Here is a 15,162-nt window from a genome sequence, read left to right as displayed (position 1 = left end):
GCCTCCCTTCCTCTCGCCGGAACGCGCCGCCCTCAGGGGGAGAGCCTGCGGTAGGCCTCGAGGGCGAAGCGGTCCGTCATCCCGGCGATGTAGTCGCACACCGCCCGCTCCAGCCCCTCCTCGGGGATTTTGGCCTGCACCTCCCGGGGAAGGAGCTCGGGGTAGCGGGTGTAGGCGGCGAAGAGGCCTTCCAGCACCGCCTCCGCCTTGCGCCTTTCCCTGAGGACCTCGGGGTGGCGGTAGAAGCGCTCCATGAGGAAGGCCTTGAGCGCCTTGAGGGCCTTTTCCGCCTCCTCCCCCAAGGCGGCGAGGCGGCTTGGGTGGCGGCGCACGGCCTCGGCGCTTTGTACGCCCGCCTCCTCCACCTGCCGGTGGGTGGCCTCTATGGCGGCGGTGATGAAGTAGCCGAGGAGTTGCCGCACCAAGACGCGGCGGTCCAACTCGGGAAGCCTCAGGAGGTCCAGCCCCTCCTCCAGGGCCAGGGCCTGGAGGAGCTCCACTTCCTTGAGCTCCTCGGGGTGGAGGAGGCCCGCCCTGAGCCCGTCGTCCAGGTCGTGGGCGGCGTAGGCGATGGCGTCGGAGAGGTCCACCACCTGGGCCTCGAGGGTCCCCTGCCCCTCGTAGAGGGGCTTGAAGCCCGGGCTGTAGGCGGCCTCGTGGGTGGCGATCCCCTCCAGGACCTCGTAGGTGAGGTTGAGGCCGCGGAAGCCGGGGTAGCGCACCTCCAGGTGGGTGAGGATCCTTAGGGCCTGGGCGTTGTGCTCAAACCCCCCGTGGTCCTGCATGAGGGCGTTCAGGACGTGCTCCCCCGTGTGGCCGAAGGGAGGGTGGCCCAAGTCGTGGGAGAGGGCGATGGCCTCGGTGAGGTCCTCGTTGAGGCCGAGGGCGCGGGCGATGGACCGGGAGACCTGGGCCACCTCCAGGGTGTGGGTGAGGCGGGTGCGGTAGTAGTCCCCCGCCCAGTTGGGAAAGACCTGGGTCTTGTACTCCAAGCGGCGGAAGGCGGTGGTGTGGAGGATCCGGTCCCGGTCCTTCTGGTAAGGGGTGCGGTAGAGGGACTCGGGCTCGGGGTGGGCCCGCCCCCGGGTGTCCCGCGCCTTCTGGGCGTAGGGGGCGAGGCGGCTGGCCTCCAGCTCCAGAAGGGCTTCCCGGGAAAACCGCATCAGACCCTCTTGAAGACCAGGACGGCGTTGTGGCCCCCGAAGGCGAAGGAGTTGGAGAGGGCATAGTCCACCTTGGCCTCCCGGGGCTCGGGGACGAAGTCCAGGTCCAGCTCGGGGTCGGGGTCCTCGAGGTTGATCGTGGGAGGGATGACCCCGTGGTAGAGGGCCTGGACCGTGGCGATGGCCTCCACCGCCCCCGCCGCTCCCAGGAGGTGGCCGATCATGCTCTTGGTGCTGGAGACCATGAGCCTTTTGGCGTGGTCCCCGAAGACCCGCTTGATGGCCAGGACCTCCGCCCGGTCCCCCACGGGGGTGGAGGTGCCGTGGGCGTTGATGTAGCCCACCTGTTCGGGGGCGATGCCCGCGTCCTTCAGGGCCCGAGCCATGGCCAAGGCGGCGCCCTTCCCCTCGGGGTGGGGCTCGGTGATGTGGTGGGCGTCGGCGCTGCGGCCAAAGCCCGCGAGTTCGGCGTAGATGCGGGCCCCCCGCTTCTTCGCGTGCTCGTACGCCTCCAGGACCAAGACCCCGGCCCCCTCCCCCATGACGAACCCGTCCCGGGAGAGGGTGAAGGGGCGGCTCGCCTTCTCGGGCTCCTCGTTCCTGGTGGAAAGGGCCCGCATCACGGCAAAGGCCCCGATGGCCATGGGGGTGATGGCGGCCTCCGTTCCCCCGGCGAGGACGACGTCCGCCTCCCCGAGCTGGATCATGCGCAGGGCGCTTCCCAGGGCGTCCGCCCCCGTGGCGCAGGCGGTGACCACCGTGGAGGAAGGCCCGGTGAACCCGTAGCGCATGGCGATGTGGGCCGAGGCCATGTTGGCGATCATCATGGGGATGAAGAAGGGGCTGATGCGGTTTGGGCCCCTCTCCAAGAAGACCTTGCTTTGGGCCTCCCAGGTCTCCATCCCCCCGATCCCCGTGCCCACCAGGGTCCCCACCCGCTCGGGGTCAAGCGCCTCGGGCTTTAGCCCCGCGTCCTCCAGGGCCAGGTGGGCGGCGATGAGGGCGTACTGGACGAAGCGGTCCAGGCGCCTAAGCTCCCTTTTGTCAATGTAGGCCTCGGGGTCCACGTCCACCTCGGCGGCGATGCGCACGGGGAGGGCCGAGGCGTCAAAGCGGGTGATGGGCCTGACCCCGCTTTGGCCCGCAAGCTGGGCCTTGTGGAAGGCCTCCTGCCCCACGCCGATGGGCGTGAGGGCGCCTAGGCCGGTGACCACCACGCGTCGCATGGGCGTAGTATACCCGGGAACGCCCCGGGAAAAAGGAAAGGCGGGGCGCCCTTCGCGCCCCATCCGCGTCGCAAGCCCCTTGTACCCTTGCCGGGGCCCCCTAGCCCAGCTTGGTCCTGATGTACTCCACCGCGTCCTTGACGGTGCGGATCTTCTCGGCCTCCTCGTCGGAGATCTCCAGGCCGAACTCGTCCTCCAGGCCCATGATGAGCTCCACGGTGTCCAGGCTGTCCGCCCCCAGGTCCTCAACGAAGCGGGCCTCGAGGGTCACCTTCTCCGGCTCCACCTGGAGCTTGTCCGCGATCACCGCCTTCACCTTCTCAAAGATCTCCTGCTCCGTCATGGAAAACCTCCCGGGGGGATTTTAGCACGACCTCAGTGGGGGGTAAGCCCCCCGTCCACGCACAGGGTCTGGCCGGTGATGTAGCCCGCCCTCTCCGAAACCAGGAAGGCCACGGCCTCGGCCACCTCCTCAGGGCGGCCGAAGCGCCCGGCGGGGATCTCCCTCAGGTAGGCCTCCTTCACCGCCTGGGGGAGCCTTTCCGTCATCTCCGTCTCAATGAAGCCCGGGGCCACGGCGTTCACCGTGATCCCCCGCTGGGCGTACTCCTTGGCCACCGCCCGGGTGAAGCCGATGAGCCCCGCCTTGGAGGCCACGTAGTTGGCCTGGCCCGGGTTGCCCAGGAGGCCCACCACGCTGCTGATGTTCACGATGCGGCCGAAGCGGGCCTTCATCATGAGCTTCACCGCCTCCCGGGTGGTGCGGAAGACGGCGGAGAGGTTGGCCTCGAGGACCGCCTCCCAGTCCTCGTCCTTCATGCGCACGAGGAGGGTGTCCCGGGTGATGCCGGCGTTGTTCACCAGGGTGTCCAAGCCCCCTAAGGCCTCCGCCGCCTGGTGGACGAGGGCCGTGGCCGCCTCGGCCTCCAGGAGGTTCGCCCCGAGGACCGCCACCAGGGGGCTTCCCCGGCGCCTTGCCTCCTCGGCCACCGCCTCCGCCTGCTCCCGGTTCTTCCCGTAGTGGATGGCCAGGGCGAAGCCGTCCTCCGCGAGCCTCAGGGCGATGGCCCGCCCGATGCCGCGGCTTGCTCCGGTGACGAGGGCCTTACGCATCTTCCACCTCCAGGGCTTTCCTCAGGCTTTCTGGGTCCTGGACGCTTAGGGCCTGGGCCTCCTTCAGGGTGCGGAGGACGAGGCCCTTAAGCACCTCCCCGCTTCCGAACTCCAAAAAGCGCTTGACGCCCCTCGCCTCCATGTCCCTTAGGATCTCCACCCAGCGCACCGGGGCGGTGATCTGCTCCAGGAGAAGCGCCCGGATCCTCTCTGGGTCCTCCTCGGGCCTCGCGGTGACGTTGGAGTAGACGGGGAAGCGGGGGCTTTTCAGGGGAACCTGGGCCAGGTCCTCGGCCAGCCGCCTTCGCGCGGGGGCCATGAGGGAAGAGTGGAAGGGGGCGGAGACGGGGAGGAAGACCACCCGGGCCCGCCTCTCCTTGAGCCTTTCCGCGGCCTCCTCCACCGCTTGCTTCCTCCCGGAGATCACCGTCTGCTCCGGGGCGTTGAGGTTGGCGACCTCCACCCCCTTAAGGCCCTCCAGAGCCTTTTGGACCTCCTCCAGGGGAAGCTTCAGCACCGCGGCCATGGCCCCTTCCCCCAAGGGGACGGCCTCCTGCATGTACCTGCCCCTGAGGCGCACGAGCCTTAGGGCGTCTTCCAGCTCCAGGGTGCCCGCGGCCACGTGGGCCGTCCACTCCCCTAAGGAGTGCCCGGCGGCGAGGGCGGGGGGCTTTCCCCCCGCCTCCAAAAAGGCCCGGTAGGCGGCGTAGCCTGCGGCGAGGAGGGCGGGCTGCTGGTTCTCCGTGAGGGTCAGGGCCTCCTCGGGGCCCTCCCACATGAGCTTGAGGAGGCCGGGTAGGGCGGCCTCGGCCCGGTCCAGGACCTCCCTGGCGGCGGGAAAGGCCTCGTAGAGGGCCTTGCCCATCCCCACCCGGTGGGAGCCCTGCCCGGGGAAGAGGGCGGCGTACATCAGGCCCCCCCCCAGGTGAGGACGGCGGCGGCCCAGGTGAGCCCCGCCCCGAAGGAGACCAGAAGGACGTGGTCCCCTTCTTGGATCCGCCCCTCGTCCACCGCCTCCTTTAGGGCCAAGGGGATGGAGGCCGTGGAGGTGTTGCCGTAGCGGTCCACGTTCACCGCCACCCTTTCCCAGGGAAGGCCCAGGCGCTCCCGGGCGGCGTCAATGATCCTGAGGTTCGCCTGGTGGGGGACGAAGAGGCGGATCTCCTCGGGGGTGAGGCCCGCCTTCTCTATGGCCTCGAGGGTGGCGGTGTTCATCACCCGCACGGCGAACTTGAAGACCTCCCGCCCGTTCATGTAGAGGCGCCTTTCCATGGAGGTGCCGTCGGGCAAGCGGGGGGCCACGCAGGCGTGGTAGAGCTCCTTGCCCCCCGTGCCGTCCGCCCCTAGGACGAAGGACTTAAAGCCAAACCCCTCCCTGACCCTGCCCACCACGGCCGCCCCGCCCCCGTCCCCGAAGAGGACGGCGGTGGCCCGGTCGTTCCAGTCCAGGATCTTGGAAAGGGCCTCCGCCCCCACCACCAGCACCTTGCGGGCAAGCCCCGCCTCCACCAGGGCGTGGGCCTGGGCCAGGGCGTAGATCCACCCGGGGCAGCCCGCGAGGAGGTCGTAGGCGAAGGCCTGGAGGCCGAAGCGGGCCTGCACCAGGGCGGCGGTGTCGGGGAAGAGGGCGTCCGGGGTGTTGGTGGCCACGATGACCCCGTCCACCCCCTCCAAGGCCCCGGGGTGCCTCCTTAGGAGGTCCTCCACCGCTCTAAAGGCCAGGTCCGAGGTGTACTCGTCCTCCGCGGCGATGCGCCGTTCCTTGATCCCGGTGCGGGTGACGATCCACTCGTCCGAGGTGTCCAGGTAGGCCTCAAAGTCGGCGTTGGTCATGACCCGCTCGGGGACGTAGGCCCCTAGGGCCAGGATCCCGCTCATGCCCGACCTCCCGTCATGGGCTTTACTATACCCAAAAAGGCCGGAGGCCCCGGCCGCGGCCGGGGCCTTCTAAGCGCCCCGCCAAGGCTTAGGCGGAGGCCCCAAAAAGGCCTCTTCCGGTCCTCGTTCGGGCATCCCGTGCGGCGAAACCCATGGAGGCTCAGACCTCCAACACCTTCCGCCCGGCGTAGTAGCCGCACTCGGGGCAGACGGTGTGGGGGGGCTTCATGGTCTTGCACTCGGGGCAGGGGACCAGGGTGGGGGGGGTGAGGGCGTGGTGGCTCCGCCGGGCGTCCCGGCGCGCCTTGGAGGTCTTCTTCTTGGGTACAGGGTGCTTCGCCATCTTCTCCTCCAGACTCGGGGGCCTAGCCCCGCTAAACCCCAGGTAGTATAGCAGAAGGCCTAGAGTTCCGGAAGGAGGTCCTTGAGGCCGAGGAAGGGGTGGAAGGCCTCCGGTTCGTGGCCGCAGTCCTCCACGTTGCGGTCCGCCCCGCACACGGGGCAGAGGCCTTTGCACCCCTCCTCGCAGAGGACGGTGTAGGGCATCTCGGTGACGAAGGCCTCGGTGAGGAAGGGGAGAAGGTCCAGGTCGGGGAGGCCGAAGGCGTAGAACTCCTCCTCGCCCTCCTCGTGGAAGACGACCTCCTCGAGGCCAGGCTCGTAGTGGAGGAGGTGCTGGAAGTGGGCGTGGATCCGGGTCGGGGTGGGCTTGAGGCAGCGGCGGCACTCCATGAGCACCACCCCCTCCACCTCCCCGGAGAGCCAGTACTCGTTCCCCCCCACGGAGGAAATGGCGACCCGCCAAGAGGCCTCCCCTTGCAAGGGGAAGCGTTCCTCCCCGACCACGAAGGCCTCCTGGACCACTCCTTGGGCGCGGGCCGTTCCCCCTTCCTTCAGGAGGCGGGCCAGGTTGATGCTGGTGGTGGTCGTGTAGTCCATATCCTTAAAAGTATAGCGCCGAAGGGGCGTTTTTTCTAGGGCGGGGACGCTTTAGGCCCCCGCCCCGGTAAAGGGGGGTTGCCGTGGCCTCAGCCCCCGTAGAACCAGCCCGTGTCCCACATGACCAGGGGCTTCTCCTCCCTTCGCACCCCCGCCTCCACCACCTCGGCCACCACCAGGCTGTGGTCCCCGCCCGGGTAGAGGTGGCGCACCTCGGCCTCCAGCCAGTAGGGGAGCTCCGTGAGGAGGGGGAGGCCGAAGGTGGGGGAGGGCTCAAAGGGGTGGCCGTTCAGCCGGTCCCCTTCCCGAACCGTGGGCTTGAAGAAGTCCTGGGCGATGGCTTTCTGGTCGTGGGCCAGGGTCATGAGGGCGAGCTTCCCCGTGCGCTCCACCAGGGCGTGGAGGTGGCTGTCCCGCTTGAGCCCCACCGCCACCAGGGGGGGCTGGAAGGAGGCCTGGGTCACCCAGTTCACGGTCCCCGCGGCCACCTCGTCCCCGTCTTTGGCGGTGAGGACGTAAAGCCCGTAGGTGAAGCTCCGCAGCACCTTCTTCTTGGCCTCCAGGTTCACGCTTCCACCTCCCTTCCCTTAGGTTAGGGCTCCAGGAGCCAGTTGACGAAGGCGTTGACCACGTCGGTCTCCGCGAGCCGTTCGGGGTTTTCCAGCACGGCCTGGAAGAAGGCCCGGAGGGTTTCGGGGTCGGGGTCGCGCAGCACCTCCTGGACGCTCCTCCCGGCCACGGGGCCCTTCGCCAAGGGTTGGGTGAGGCGCTCGGTGGTGGCCAGGGGGGCGGCCTCCGTCAGGGCTTCTCGGGTGCGCTCCAAAAGGAGCCGCTCCCCGTCCTCCCCCAGGGCCTCCTTGGGGGTGAGGAGGGGCCTACCCGAGAGGTCCCGCACCTCGAGGCCCAGGGCGAAGAGCCTGCGGGCGAGGCTCGGCGCCCCCACCTCCAGGTCCAAGACCGCCCGGGCCTCGGCGTAGCGGACCTCGAGGCGGTACCGCCCCGGGGCCTCCGGCACCACCGGGGGGGCCACCTCGAGGAGGGCCACGGTGAGGGGCGGGAAGCCTAGGGGCTTCTCCTCCTCGGCCACCTTCCTTCCCTCCCGGTAGAGGGCGGTGGACAAGGAGGCTTGCCTGAGGTAGGGCCGCCCCTCCAGCCGCACCTCGGGGAAGATGGCCTCCCCGGCGCGGAAGGGCTGCGCGTCCGGGCCGCCCGGGACCAGGGTGAGGCGCTCCACCTCCAGGGAAAGCTCCCCCGCCTCTAGAGCGGCGAGGGCCCTTCGCGCGGCGAAGGCGGCGGGGTGCCTGGGGTAGGCCTCGAGGAAGGCCCGGTAGAGGGGCTCGGCCTCCAAGCCCGTCCGCTCTGCGAGGTAAGCCCGGAAGAAGAGGGCGAGGGGCTCTTCCCGTTCCTCCAGGTCCTTCAGGGCCTCGGGGTAGTCCTCCCCCTCGTCCAGCCTCAGGGCCCGGTCGTAGGCGGCCTTGGCCCCGAGGAAGTCCCCGTAGATGGCCCTAAAGAGGCCCAGGTTGTAGTAGGCGGTGGCGTTCGGCTGAAGCCGCACCGCCTTCTCCGAGGCCTGGATGGCCCGGGGGAGGTCCCCGGTGAGGTAGTAGGCCCAGCCCAGGTTGGTCCAGTAGAGCCAGTAGTCCGGGCGGAGGGCGAGGGCCTTGAGGAGGGCCTCCTTGGCCTCCTTTCCCTGGCCTTCCTGGAAGGCGGCGAAGCTCACCTCCTCCCAGGCCAGGGGAAGCTCAGGAAAGGCCTCCGCAAGCCGCCTCGCCGAGGCCTTCCAGCGCTCGTCCTCCAGGGCCCGGAAGAGAAGGTGGGCGGCCGTGCGCTCCAGCACGTCCCCCTCCCCCATGGCCTCCGCCAGGGCCAAGGCCTCCTCCCGCTTCCCCTCGGCGAGGAGCCGGAAGGCCTCGTAGGCCCGGGGAAGCCTCCCCTGCCAGAGGAGAAGGAGCTTTTGGGGGAGAAGCCCCTCAAGAAGCCCGCTTCCCCGGCCCTCCTTCAGGTCCAGGGCCGATTGGTGGAGGGGGTCGGGGTCCTCCCCTTGGGCCAGGGCGCGAAGCCTTTCCTCCGGGAGGCCGGGGGCGGGGAGGGGGGAGCGCCTTGGGGCGAGGCCCTGGCCCTGGAGCCAAAGCCAGGCGAGCTCTGGGGTGGGGAAGAGGGCTTCCTTAGCCCCCTGGGCGTCCGCCAGGAAGAGCCTGAGGCCCCGTTCTTCCTCCCGCCCAAGGAGCACCCAGTCCGCCCCCGTGGCCGCCCGGGCGAGCCGGGCCCCCGCCCGGGTGTAAAGCCCCCCGGCGAGCTCGTAGCTTCCCCGCCAAGGGAGGTCGGGGAGGAGGAGGGCGAGGAGGGTGGGGGGCGGGGCCTTCAGCCCCTGGGCGAAGGCCTGGGCGAGGCCGTACCCCTTGGGGCCCTCAAAGGGCAGGACGAGGCCTTGGGCGAGGGCGAGGCCCAGGAAGAGGAGGCCGGAAATCCAGCGCATGGGCCCATTTTAGCGCCCTTCTCTAAGCACCATGTGGGCGAAGCGGAAAAGCCTGGGAGCCCTCCGCCAGCGCTTCGGGTCCAGGCCCACCCGCAGAAGCCACTCCAGGCCGAGCCTCTGGGCCCAAAGGGGGGGGCGCTTGGCCTCTCCCGCCAGGACGTCCAGGGTGCCCCCCACCCCCATGGCCACCCTCGCCCCGAGCACCGCCTTGTGGCGGTGGATGAAGGCTTCCTGACGCTCCCCCATGCCCACCAGGAGGAGGTCGGGGGCGGCCTTTTGGACGGCCGCCACCACCGGGGCCTCCTCCTGGAAGTAGCCGTGGTGGTGCCCCACCACCACGCCCCCCAGGCGCTCCACCTCCCGGGCGGCTCCCTCGGCCACCCCCGGCTTCCCCCCGAGGAGGTAGACCCGGACCCCGGGAAAACGCTTGAGGAGGGCCAGGGTGAGGTCAATCCCCGTGACCCGTTCCTTGAGGGAAAGGCCGTGGAGGCGCCGCACCGCCCAGAGGATCCCCACCCCGTCCGGGGTGACGAGCTCGGCCTCGAGGACGGCCCGCCTCAGGGCCTCGTCCTCCTGGGCCCTTACGGCGATCTCGGGGTTCAGGGTCACCACCTGGTGGGTCCTTTCCCCCTGGAGGAAGCCCCCGAGGCGCCTTAGGGCCTCCTCCATGTCCACGGGGTCTAAGGGGAGGCCGAGGAGGGTCAGCCGTTCCATGGGACGAACCTTTGGGCGTACCGGTCCTGGCTAAGCCCGTGGGCCTCCTTGGGGAAGCGGCGGACCTCGGCGAGTTTGGGCACCACGGGGTCCACCCCGATGAGGCTCGCCCAGGCCAGCTCCTCGGTGCGCCCCTGGCGGTGGAGGGCCTGGCCCTCAGGGCTTTGGAAGAGGGCCTCTTGGGGGTCAGGGAAGGCCTTGAGGAGCAGGGCGGGAAGGCTCGGCGGGGCCTCGGGGGCGAGCTTGCGCTCCAGAAACCCCAGGGCCACCACCGCCGAAAGCAGGGGCTCGGGCGCCCCCGAGGGGCGCAGGGTGGGCGCCTTGAGCCCCCGGGCGGCCTCGAGGATCGCCTTGGCGTTCCTCAGGCTCGCGAGGTACACTTCCCCCTCCTCCGGGAGGAGGCTCGCGTTCAGGGTGGGGGCCGAGAGCACGGCCCGCCTGCCCCGGACCTCGGCGGCCTCCAGGTCCAGGAGGGAGAGCCTCCCGTGAAAGCCCTCCGGGGGGAACCCCTCCACTTCCCCGAGGAGAAGGGCTTCCTCCGGGAAGGCCTCCGCCAGGAGGCGGGCTACCTTCGGCCCCGGGGCTACCCAGACCTCCCGCGCCCCCAGGGCGAGAAGGCGGGTGAGGACGCTTCCCGCGGGCAGGACCTCCACCAGGATCAGGGGACCCCGGGCCGGCCTTAGGCACAGGTCAACCCGGCACACCCCGCCATGATACCCTAGCCTGGGCGTATGCGGCTTAAGGACCTGGGCGAACGGGCCCTCCTCGCAAGGCTCGCCCCCCTGGGCTACCCCCCGGAGGCCCCCCTGCCCCCGGGGGACGACGCCGGGGGGGTTTGGGTGGAGGGAAGGGCCTGGCTCCTCAAGACGGACGGCTTCCTCTACCGGGAGGTGGCCCTAAGGGGCATGGGGCCCTTTGAGGTGGGGTTTCGGGGGGTGGCGGCCACGGCCTCGGACCTCCTCGCCAAGATGGGGCGGCCCTTGGGCTTCACCTTGGGCCTCTTCCTGCCCGAGGACCTGGAGGAGAGTTTCGTCCTGGAGCTCGTGCGCGGGGCGGCGGAGGCGGCAAAGCGGCTTGGGGCCTTCCTCCTCGGGGGGGACACGAACCGGGGGGAGGAGGTGGCCCTCACCGTCTCCGGCTACGCCCTGGCGGAGGCTCCCTTGCCCCGGAGGGCCCTCCCCGGGGACCTCCTCTACCTCGCGGGCGACCGGTGGGGGAGGACGGGGGCGGCCATCCGGGCCCACTACGAGGGGCGCTCCTTGGAGGGATTTCCCGAGATCCGGGAGGCCGCCTTCTACCCCCTGCCCCGGCTGGGGCTCCTCGCCCTCTCCGGCCTCCTCCGGGGAAGCCTGGACTCCTCCGATGGCCTCGCCGAGACCCTTTGGCAGCTTGCCGAGCTCGGGGTGGGGGTGGAGGTGGAGGCCCTGCCCCTCTACCCCGACGTCCTGGCCTTCGCGGGGAGCGAGGAGGCGGCCTTGGAGCTCGTCCTCTACGGGGGCGAGGAGTTTGAGGCGGTCCTGGTGGTGCCGGAGGAGGCGGAGGGAAGGGTGTGCGCAAGGGCGGAGGCGGCGGGCCTTCCCCTCTTCCGGACCGGGAGGGTGGTGGCGGGGGAGGGGGTCTACCTCCGGGGGGCGCCCCTTCCCCGAAAGGGGTACGCCCACTTTTGACGCCGCTCCACGAGGCCGCGGCCCTGGGTTTTCGGGCGGGAGGGGCGCTTTTGCCTGGTAAAGTGCTTTATTTCACAAAACTGGCCCTCCCCTCGGGGTAGACTCCCCGGCGTATGGAGGCGACCCTTCCCGTTTTGGACGCGAAGACGGCGGCCCTGAAGAGGCGCTCCATCCGGCGTTACCGGAAGGACCCCGTGCCCGAGGGGCTTCTTAGGGAGGTCCTCGAGGCCGCCCTCAGGGCGCCCTCGGCCTGGAACCTCCAGCCCTGGCGGATCGTGGTGGTGCGAGACCCTGCCACCAAGCGGGCCCTGAGGGAGGCCGCCTTCGGCCAGGCCCACGTGGAGGAGGCCCCCGTGGTCCTGGTCCTCTACGCCGACCTCGAGGACGCCCTCGCCCACCTGGACGAGGTCATCCACCCCGGGGTCCAGGGGGAAAGGCGTGAGGCGCAGAAGCAGGCCATCCAAGGGGCCTTCGCCGCCATGGGGCAAGAGGCGCGAAAGGCCTGGGCCTCCGGGCAGAGCTACATCCTCTTGGGCTACCTCCTTCTCCTTCTGGAGGCTTATGGCCTCGGAAGCGTCCCCATGCTGGGGTTTGACCCCGAGAGGGTGAAGGCCATCCTGGGGCTTCCTTCCCACGCCGCCGTCCCCGCCCTGGTGGCCTTGGGCTACCCGGCGGAGGAGGGCTACCCCTCCCACCGCCTGCCCCTGGAGCGGGTGGTCCTCTGGCGCTAGGGAGGGAGGAGGAGCCAGCGGGTTTCCTCCCAGAGGACCCGGGCGAGGAGCCAGTCCCGGGCCCGGTTCATGCCCTGAGTTTACCGCTATACTCGGGGCATGCGGGCCTTCAAGGCGCACCTCCGGGGCCTTACCCCTTACCCCTACACGAAGGTGGAGGCCCCGGTGAAGCTGGACCAGAACGAAAGCCCCTTTGACCTCCCCGGGGCGCTCAAGGAGGAGGCCTTGGGACGCCTTAGGGCCATCCCCTGGAACCGCTACCCGGAGATCCACGCGGAAGGCCTCAGGAAGAGGCTTTCCGCCCTTCTGGACTGGCCCGAGGAGGGGATCGTCCTTTCTCCCGGCTCCAACCTCCTGATCCTCGCCCTGAGCCTGGCGGCGGAGGAGGTCCTGGACCTTAGCCCCTCCTTCCCCCACTACGCCCACGCCGCCAAGGTGGCGGGGACGCCCTACCGGGCGGTGCCCCTCGGGGAAGGGTTCTCCCTGGACCTTGACGCCCTCCTCGCCGCCTTCAGGGGCGGGGTCCTCTTCCTCCCCAACCCCCACGCCCCCACGGGGGTCCTCTTCCCGGAGGAGGCCCTTTGGGCCCTGGCGGAACGGGCCAGGGAGGTGGGGGGGCTTTTGGTGGTGGACGAGGCCTACCGGGAGTTCGCCGGGACGGACTTCCGTTCCCTCGCCCGGGAAAACCCCCACGTGGCCCTGCTTCGCACCTTCTCCAAGGCCTTCTCCCTGGGGGGGGTCCGTGCCGGGTACCTCCTGGGAAGCCCGGAGGTGGCGGGGGTGGTGCGGGAGGTGCTTCCCCCCTTCGTCCTTCCCGCCCACACCGGGGCCATCCTAGAGGTGGTTTTGGAAAACCCGGGCTACGTGGAGAAGGTGGTGGAGGAGGTGGTGGCCCAAAGGGAGCGGGTCTACCGGGAGCTCCTCGCCCACCCCACCTGGCGCCCCTACCCGAGCCGCACCAACTTCCTCCTGGTGCGAACCCCCGATGCCGAAGAGGCCTTCCGCCACCTCCTCGCCCAGGGCGTCCTGGTGCGTCGGCAGGACCGCTACCCGGGGCTTGCGGGGTGCCTCCGGGTCACCATCGGCCGGAAGGAGGAGATGGACGCCTTTCTTGGGGCGGCCTTCGGGGTGGCCTATGCGTGAGGCCACGGTGGAACGGGCCACGGCGGAGACCTGGGTGCGGCTCCGCCTCGGCCTGGACGGGCCCACCGGGGGGAAGGTGGCCACGGGCCTCCCCTTCCTGGACCACATGCTCCTCCAGCTCCAGCGCCACGGCCGCTTCCTCCTGGAGGTGGAGGCCAGGGGGGACCTCGAGGTGGACGTGCACCACCTGGTGGAGGACGTGGGCATCGCCTTGGGGATGGCCCTGAAGGAGGCCTTGGGGGACGGGGTGGGGCTGGAGCGCTACGCCGAGGCCTTCGCCCCCATGGACGAGACCCTGGTGCTCTGCGTCTTGGACCTCTCGGGGAGGCCCCACCTGGAGTACCGCCCCGAGGCCTGGCCCGTGGTGGGGGAGGCGGGCGGGGTGAACCACTACCACCTGCGGGAGTTCCTGCGGGGCCTGGTGAACCACGGGCGGCTCACCCTCCACCTGAGGCTCCTTTCCGGGAGGGAGGCCCACCACGTGGTGGAGGCGAGCTTTAAAGCTTTGGCCCGGGCCCTCCACCGGGCCACCCGGATTACCGGGGAAGGGCTTCCCAGCACAAAAGGGGTTCTGTAGGTGAAGACCCTCCTCATTGACTACGGCTCAGGCAACCTGAGAAGCGCCGCCAAGGCCCTGGAGGCCGCGGGGTTTGACGTGGCGGTGGCCCAGGACCCCAAGGCCCGCGAGGACGCGGACCTCCTCGTCCTCCCCGGCCAGGGCCACTTCGGCCAGGTGATGCGGGCCTTCCGGGAAAGCGGCTTCGTGGAGCGGGTCCTCCGCCACCTGGAAAGGGGCCTACCCTTCCTCGGGATCTGCGTGGGGATGCAGGTGCTCTACGAGGGGAGCGAGGAGGCCCCCGGGGTGGAGGGCCTCGGCCTCGTCCCGGGGGTGGTGCGCCGCTTCCCCCGAGGCCGGGTCCCCCAGATGGGCTGGAACGCCCTGGAGTTCGGCGGGGCCTTCGCCTCCCTCACGGGGCGCCACTTTTACTTCGCCAACTCCTACTACGGCCCCCTCACCCCCTACTCCTTGGGGAAGGGGGTGTACGAGGGCACCCCCTTCACCGCCCTCCTCGCCAAGGAAAACCTCCTCGCCCCCCAGTTCCACCCCGAGAAGAGCGGGAAGGCGGGGCTCGCCTTCCTCGCCCTAGCCCGCCGCTACTTTGAGGTCCTCTAGGGTGACGAGCCGCCCCTGGGCCCCGATGGCGGTGGCGGCCAAGGCGCCCGCCAGGTTGGCCAGGCGGCCCGCCTCCACGGGGCTTAGGCCCTCCAGGACGGCGTGGGCGAAGGCGGCGGTGTAGGCGTCCCCGGCCCCGGTGGAGTCCACGATGTCCTCCACGGGGAAGGGCTCAATGAGCTCCTCCCCCTCCGGGGTGACCACGATGGAGCCCATGGCCCCCACCTTGACGGCGAGGTGCTGGAACCCCTCCTGGCGGAGCCTCGCCACCCCCTGGGAGATGGAGGAGGCCCCGGTGAGGGCCTTGAGCTCCCCCTCGTTCATGAGGAGCCAGCTCACCCCCCGGAGGTGCTTCAGGAGCTCCTTTCCCGCGGCCCGCACCGCCCCGGCCCCGAGATCGGCGAAAACGGGGAGCTCCCGCCTTCGCGCCGCCTCCAGGACCTCGGCGGCATAGCTCCGGGAAGGTCCCCCCACCAGGGCGTAGGCGGAGAGGACCACGGCGTCCACCTGATCCAGAAAGCGGGGCTTGAAGAGGGCGGGGTCCAGGTGGCGGCTCGCCCCCTCGGCGCTCACCATGGCCCGCTCCCCTCCCGGCACCACCAGGATGAGGACGGAACTCGTGGTGTGCTCCGGATCCTCCTGGAGGTGGCGGAGGTCCACCCCCACTTCCCGCACCCGGCTTAGGGCGAGTTCGGCGAAGGGGTCCTTCCCCACCCGGCCCGCCAGAAAGACCCGGTGGCCTAGGCTTGCGAGCTGGGCCGCCAAGGTTCCCCCGGCCCCTCCCGGCTTCATCAGGGCCCGCCTCGAGGGCACCTCCTCCCCCGGCTCGGGGATGCGCTCCAGGAAGAAGAGGAGGTCCACGGAAACGTCTCCCAACACGAAGAACCGCATCTCGCCTCCTTAACCCGTACGCCCAAGGGTCTGCCCTTAGTCTAGCC

Annotated in this window: 18 protein-coding genes; 5 read left to right on the top strand and 13 right to left on the bottom strand. The window is 70.4% G+C overall.

The window, feature by feature from the left end:
* Positions 1 to 32: 32 nt before the first annotated feature.
* The 12 genes from TthTMY_RS09065 to TthTMY_RS09010 form a co-directional block, all read right to left on the bottom strand.
* Entirely contained in the window at positions 33 to 1,163 is a 1,131-nt protein-coding gene (locus tag TthTMY_RS09065; RefSeq protein WP_096411030.1) for a deoxyguanosinetriphosphate triphosphohydrolase, read from the bottom strand.
* A complete protein-coding gene (gene fabF, locus TthTMY_RS09060) occupies positions 1,163 to 2,389 on the bottom strand; it encodes a beta-ketoacyl-ACP synthase II (RefSeq protein WP_096412994.1) in 1,227 nt (408 codons plus the stop codon). Before fabF ends, TthTMY_RS09065 begins: the two co-directional genes overlap by 1 nt.
* Positions 2,390 to 2,489: 100 nt before the next feature.
* Entirely contained in the window at positions 2,490 to 2,732 is a 243-nt protein-coding gene (gene acpP, locus TthTMY_RS09055; protein WP_096411029.1) for an acyl carrier protein, read from the bottom strand.
* 32 nt (positions 2,733 to 2,764) lie between these two features.
* A complete protein-coding gene (gene fabG / locus TthTMY_RS09050) occupies positions 2,765 to 3,502 on the bottom strand; it encodes a 3-oxoacyl-[acyl-carrier-protein] reductase (protein WP_096411028.1) in 738 nt (245 codons plus the stop codon).
* Positions 3,495 to 4,412 carry an ACP S-malonyltransferase gene (gene fabD / locus TthTMY_RS09045; RefSeq protein WP_096411027.1) on the bottom strand — a complete coding sequence of 306 codons (918 nt, stop codon included), beginning with the start codon at positions 4,410 to 4,412 and terminating at the stop codon, positions 3,495 to 3,497. The genes fabG and fabD overlap by 8 nt, the downstream gene beginning before the upstream one ends.
* Positions 4,412 to 5,380 (bottom strand): beta-ketoacyl-ACP synthase III, encoded by a 969-nt coding sequence (locus TthTMY_RS09040; RefSeq protein ID WP_096411026.1) that lies wholly within the window; start codon positions 5,378 to 5,380, stop codon positions 4,412 to 4,414. The genes fabD and TthTMY_RS09040 overlap by 1 nt, the downstream gene beginning before the upstream one ends.
* A gap of 160 nt (positions 5,381 to 5,540) precedes the next feature.
* Positions 5,541 to 5,723 (bottom strand): 50S ribosomal protein L32, encoded by a 183-nt coding sequence (gene rpmF / locus TthTMY_RS09035; RefSeq protein WP_096411025.1) that lies wholly within the window; start codon positions 5,721 to 5,723, stop codon positions 5,541 to 5,543.
* 59 nt (positions 5,724 to 5,782) lie between these two features.
* Positions 5,783 to 6,319 (bottom strand): YceD family protein, encoded by a 537-nt coding sequence (locus TthTMY_RS09030; RefSeq protein ID WP_143584735.1) that lies wholly within the window; start codon positions 6,317 to 6,319, stop codon positions 5,783 to 5,785.
* 89 nt (positions 6,320 to 6,408) lie between these two features.
* On the bottom strand, positions 6,409 to 6,888 hold the full coding sequence (locus tag TthTMY_RS09025) for a flavin reductase family protein (protein WP_011172509.1): 480 nt from the start codon (positions 6,886 to 6,888) through the stop codon (positions 6,409 to 6,411).
* A 23-nt stretch (positions 6,889 to 6,911) separates the two neighbouring features.
* A complete protein-coding gene (locus TthTMY_RS09020; RefSeq protein ID WP_096411024.1) occupies positions 6,912 to 8,795 on the bottom strand; it encodes a tetratricopeptide repeat protein in 1,884 nt (627 codons plus the stop codon).
* A 9-nt stretch (positions 8,796 to 8,804) separates the two neighbouring features.
* On the bottom strand, positions 8,805 to 9,509 hold the full coding sequence (locus tag TthTMY_RS09015; RefSeq protein WP_096411023.1) for a WecB/TagA/CpsF family glycosyltransferase: 705 nt from the start codon (positions 9,507 to 9,509) through the stop codon (positions 8,805 to 8,807).
* Complete coding sequence (locus tag TthTMY_RS09010; protein WP_223903200.1) at positions 9,497 to 10,213, bottom strand: 2-phosphosulfolactate phosphatase; 717 nt, start codon at positions 10,211 to 10,213, stop codon at positions 9,497 to 9,499. The genes TthTMY_RS09015 and TthTMY_RS09010 overlap by 13 nt, the downstream gene beginning before the upstream one ends.
* A gap of 27 nt (positions 10,214 to 10,240) precedes the next feature.
* Between TthTMY_RS09010 and TthTMY_RS09005 the strand changes: the two genes are divergently transcribed.
* From TthTMY_RS09005 to hisH, 5 genes are all read left to right on the top strand, one after another.
* Entirely contained in the window at positions 10,241 to 11,176 is a 936-nt protein-coding gene (locus TthTMY_RS09005) for a thiamine-phosphate kinase (protein WP_223903199.1), read from the top strand.
* 113 nt (positions 11,177 to 11,289) lie between these two features.
* Positions 11,290 to 11,907, top strand: a complete 618-nt coding sequence (gene nox / locus TthTMY_RS09000) for an NADH dehydrogenase (protein WP_096411022.1) — start codon at positions 11,290 to 11,292, stop codon at positions 11,905 to 11,907.
* 99 nt (positions 11,908 to 12,006) lie between these two features.
* The gene (locus tag TthTMY_RS08995; RefSeq protein ID WP_096411021.1) at positions 12,007 to 13,050 is read left to right on the top strand and encodes a pyridoxal phosphate-dependent aminotransferase; all 1,044 of its coding nucleotides are present in this window, start codon (positions 12,007 to 12,009) and stop codon (positions 13,048 to 13,050) included.
* Positions 13,043 to 13,627, top strand: coding sequence for an imidazoleglycerol-phosphate dehydratase HisB (gene hisB, locus TthTMY_RS08990; protein ID WP_093005702.1), 585 nt, complete (start codon positions 13,043 to 13,045; stop codon positions 13,625 to 13,627). Before TthTMY_RS08995 ends, hisB begins: the two co-directional genes overlap by 8 nt.
* Positions 13,628 to 14,224, top strand: a complete 597-nt coding sequence (gene hisH / locus TthTMY_RS08985; protein ID WP_096411020.1) for an imidazole glycerol phosphate synthase subunit HisH — start codon at positions 13,628 to 13,630, stop codon at positions 14,222 to 14,224.
* Here the strand turns inward: hisH and TthTMY_RS08980 are convergent.
* The gene (locus tag TthTMY_RS08980) at positions 14,195 to 15,115 is read right to left on the bottom strand and encodes a carbohydrate kinase family protein (protein ID WP_096411019.1); all 921 of its coding nucleotides are present in this window, start codon (positions 15,113 to 15,115) and stop codon (positions 14,195 to 14,197) included. The two genes, hisH and TthTMY_RS08980, sit on opposite strands and share 30 nt — an antisense overlap.
* Positions 15,116 to 15,162: the final 47 nt, after the last annotated feature.

Origin of the sequence: Thermus thermophilus (assembly GCF_019974155.1) — a bacterium.
Lineage (GTDB): Bacteria > Deinococcota > Deinococci > Deinococcales > Thermaceae > Thermus > Thermus thermophilus_C.
The sequence above is the reverse complement of the archived record's forward strand: the minus strand, read 5'-3'. Positions and strand labels throughout refer to the sequence as shown.

Bases quoted from the DNA above. Each gene is read 5' to 3' on its own strand.
- TthTMY_RS09005 (WP_223903199.1), top strand. From the start codon at position 10,241: ATGCGGCTTAAGGACCTGGGCGAACGGGCCCTCCTCGCAAGGCTCGCC.
- TthTMY_RS09040 (WP_096411026.1), bottom strand. From the start codon at position 5,380: ATGAGCGGGATCCTGGCCCTAGGGGCCTACGTCCCCGAGCGGGTCATG.
- TthTMY_RS09015 (WP_096411023.1), bottom strand. From the start codon at position 9,509: ATGGAACGGCTGACCCTCCTCGGCCTCCCCTTAGACCCCGTGGACATG.
- hisB (WP_093005702.1), top strand. From the start codon at position 13,043: ATGCGTGAGGCCACGGTGGAACGGGCCACGGCGGAGACCTGGGTGCGG.
- TthTMY_RS08980 (WP_096411019.1), bottom strand. From the start codon at position 15,115: ATGCGGTTCTTCGTGTTGGGAGACGTTTCCGTGGACCTCCTCTTCTTC.
- acpP (WP_096411029.1), bottom strand. From the start codon at position 2,732: ATGACGGAGCAGGAGATCTTTGAGAAGGTGAAGGCGGTGATCGCGGAC.
- fabG (WP_096411028.1), bottom strand. From the start codon at position 3,502: ATGCGTAAGGCCCTCGTCACCGGAGCAAGCCGCGGCATCGGGCGGGCC.
- rpmF (WP_096411025.1), bottom strand. From the start codon at position 5,723: ATGGCGAAGCACCCTGTACCCAAGAAGAAGACCTCCAAGGCGCGCCGG.
- TthTMY_RS09030 (WP_143584735.1), bottom strand. From the start codon at position 6,319: ATGGACTACACGACCACCACCAGCATCAACCTGGCCCGCCTCCTGAAG.
- TthTMY_RS08995 (WP_096411021.1), top strand. From the start codon at position 12,007: ATGCGGGCCTTCAAGGCGCACCTCCGGGGCCTTACCCCTTACCCCTAC.
- TthTMY_RS09065 (WP_096411030.1), bottom strand. From the start codon at position 1,163: ATGCGGTTTTCCCGGGAAGCCCTTCTGGAGCTGGAGGCCAGCCGCCTC.
- fabD (WP_096411027.1), bottom strand. From the start codon at position 4,412: ATGTACGCCGCCCTCTTCCCCGGGCAGGGCTCCCACCGGGTGGGGATG.
- fabF (WP_096412994.1), bottom strand. From the start codon at position 2,389: ATGCGACGCGTGGTGGTCACCGGCCTAGGCGCCCTCACGCCCATCGGC.
- nox (WP_096411022.1), top strand. From the start codon at position 11,290: ATGGAGGCGACCCTTCCCGTTTTGGACGCGAAGACGGCGGCCCTGAAG.
- TthTMY_RS09020 (WP_096411024.1), bottom strand. From the start codon at position 8,795: ATGCGCTGGATTTCCGGCCTCCTCTTCCTGGGCCTCGCCCTCGCCCAA.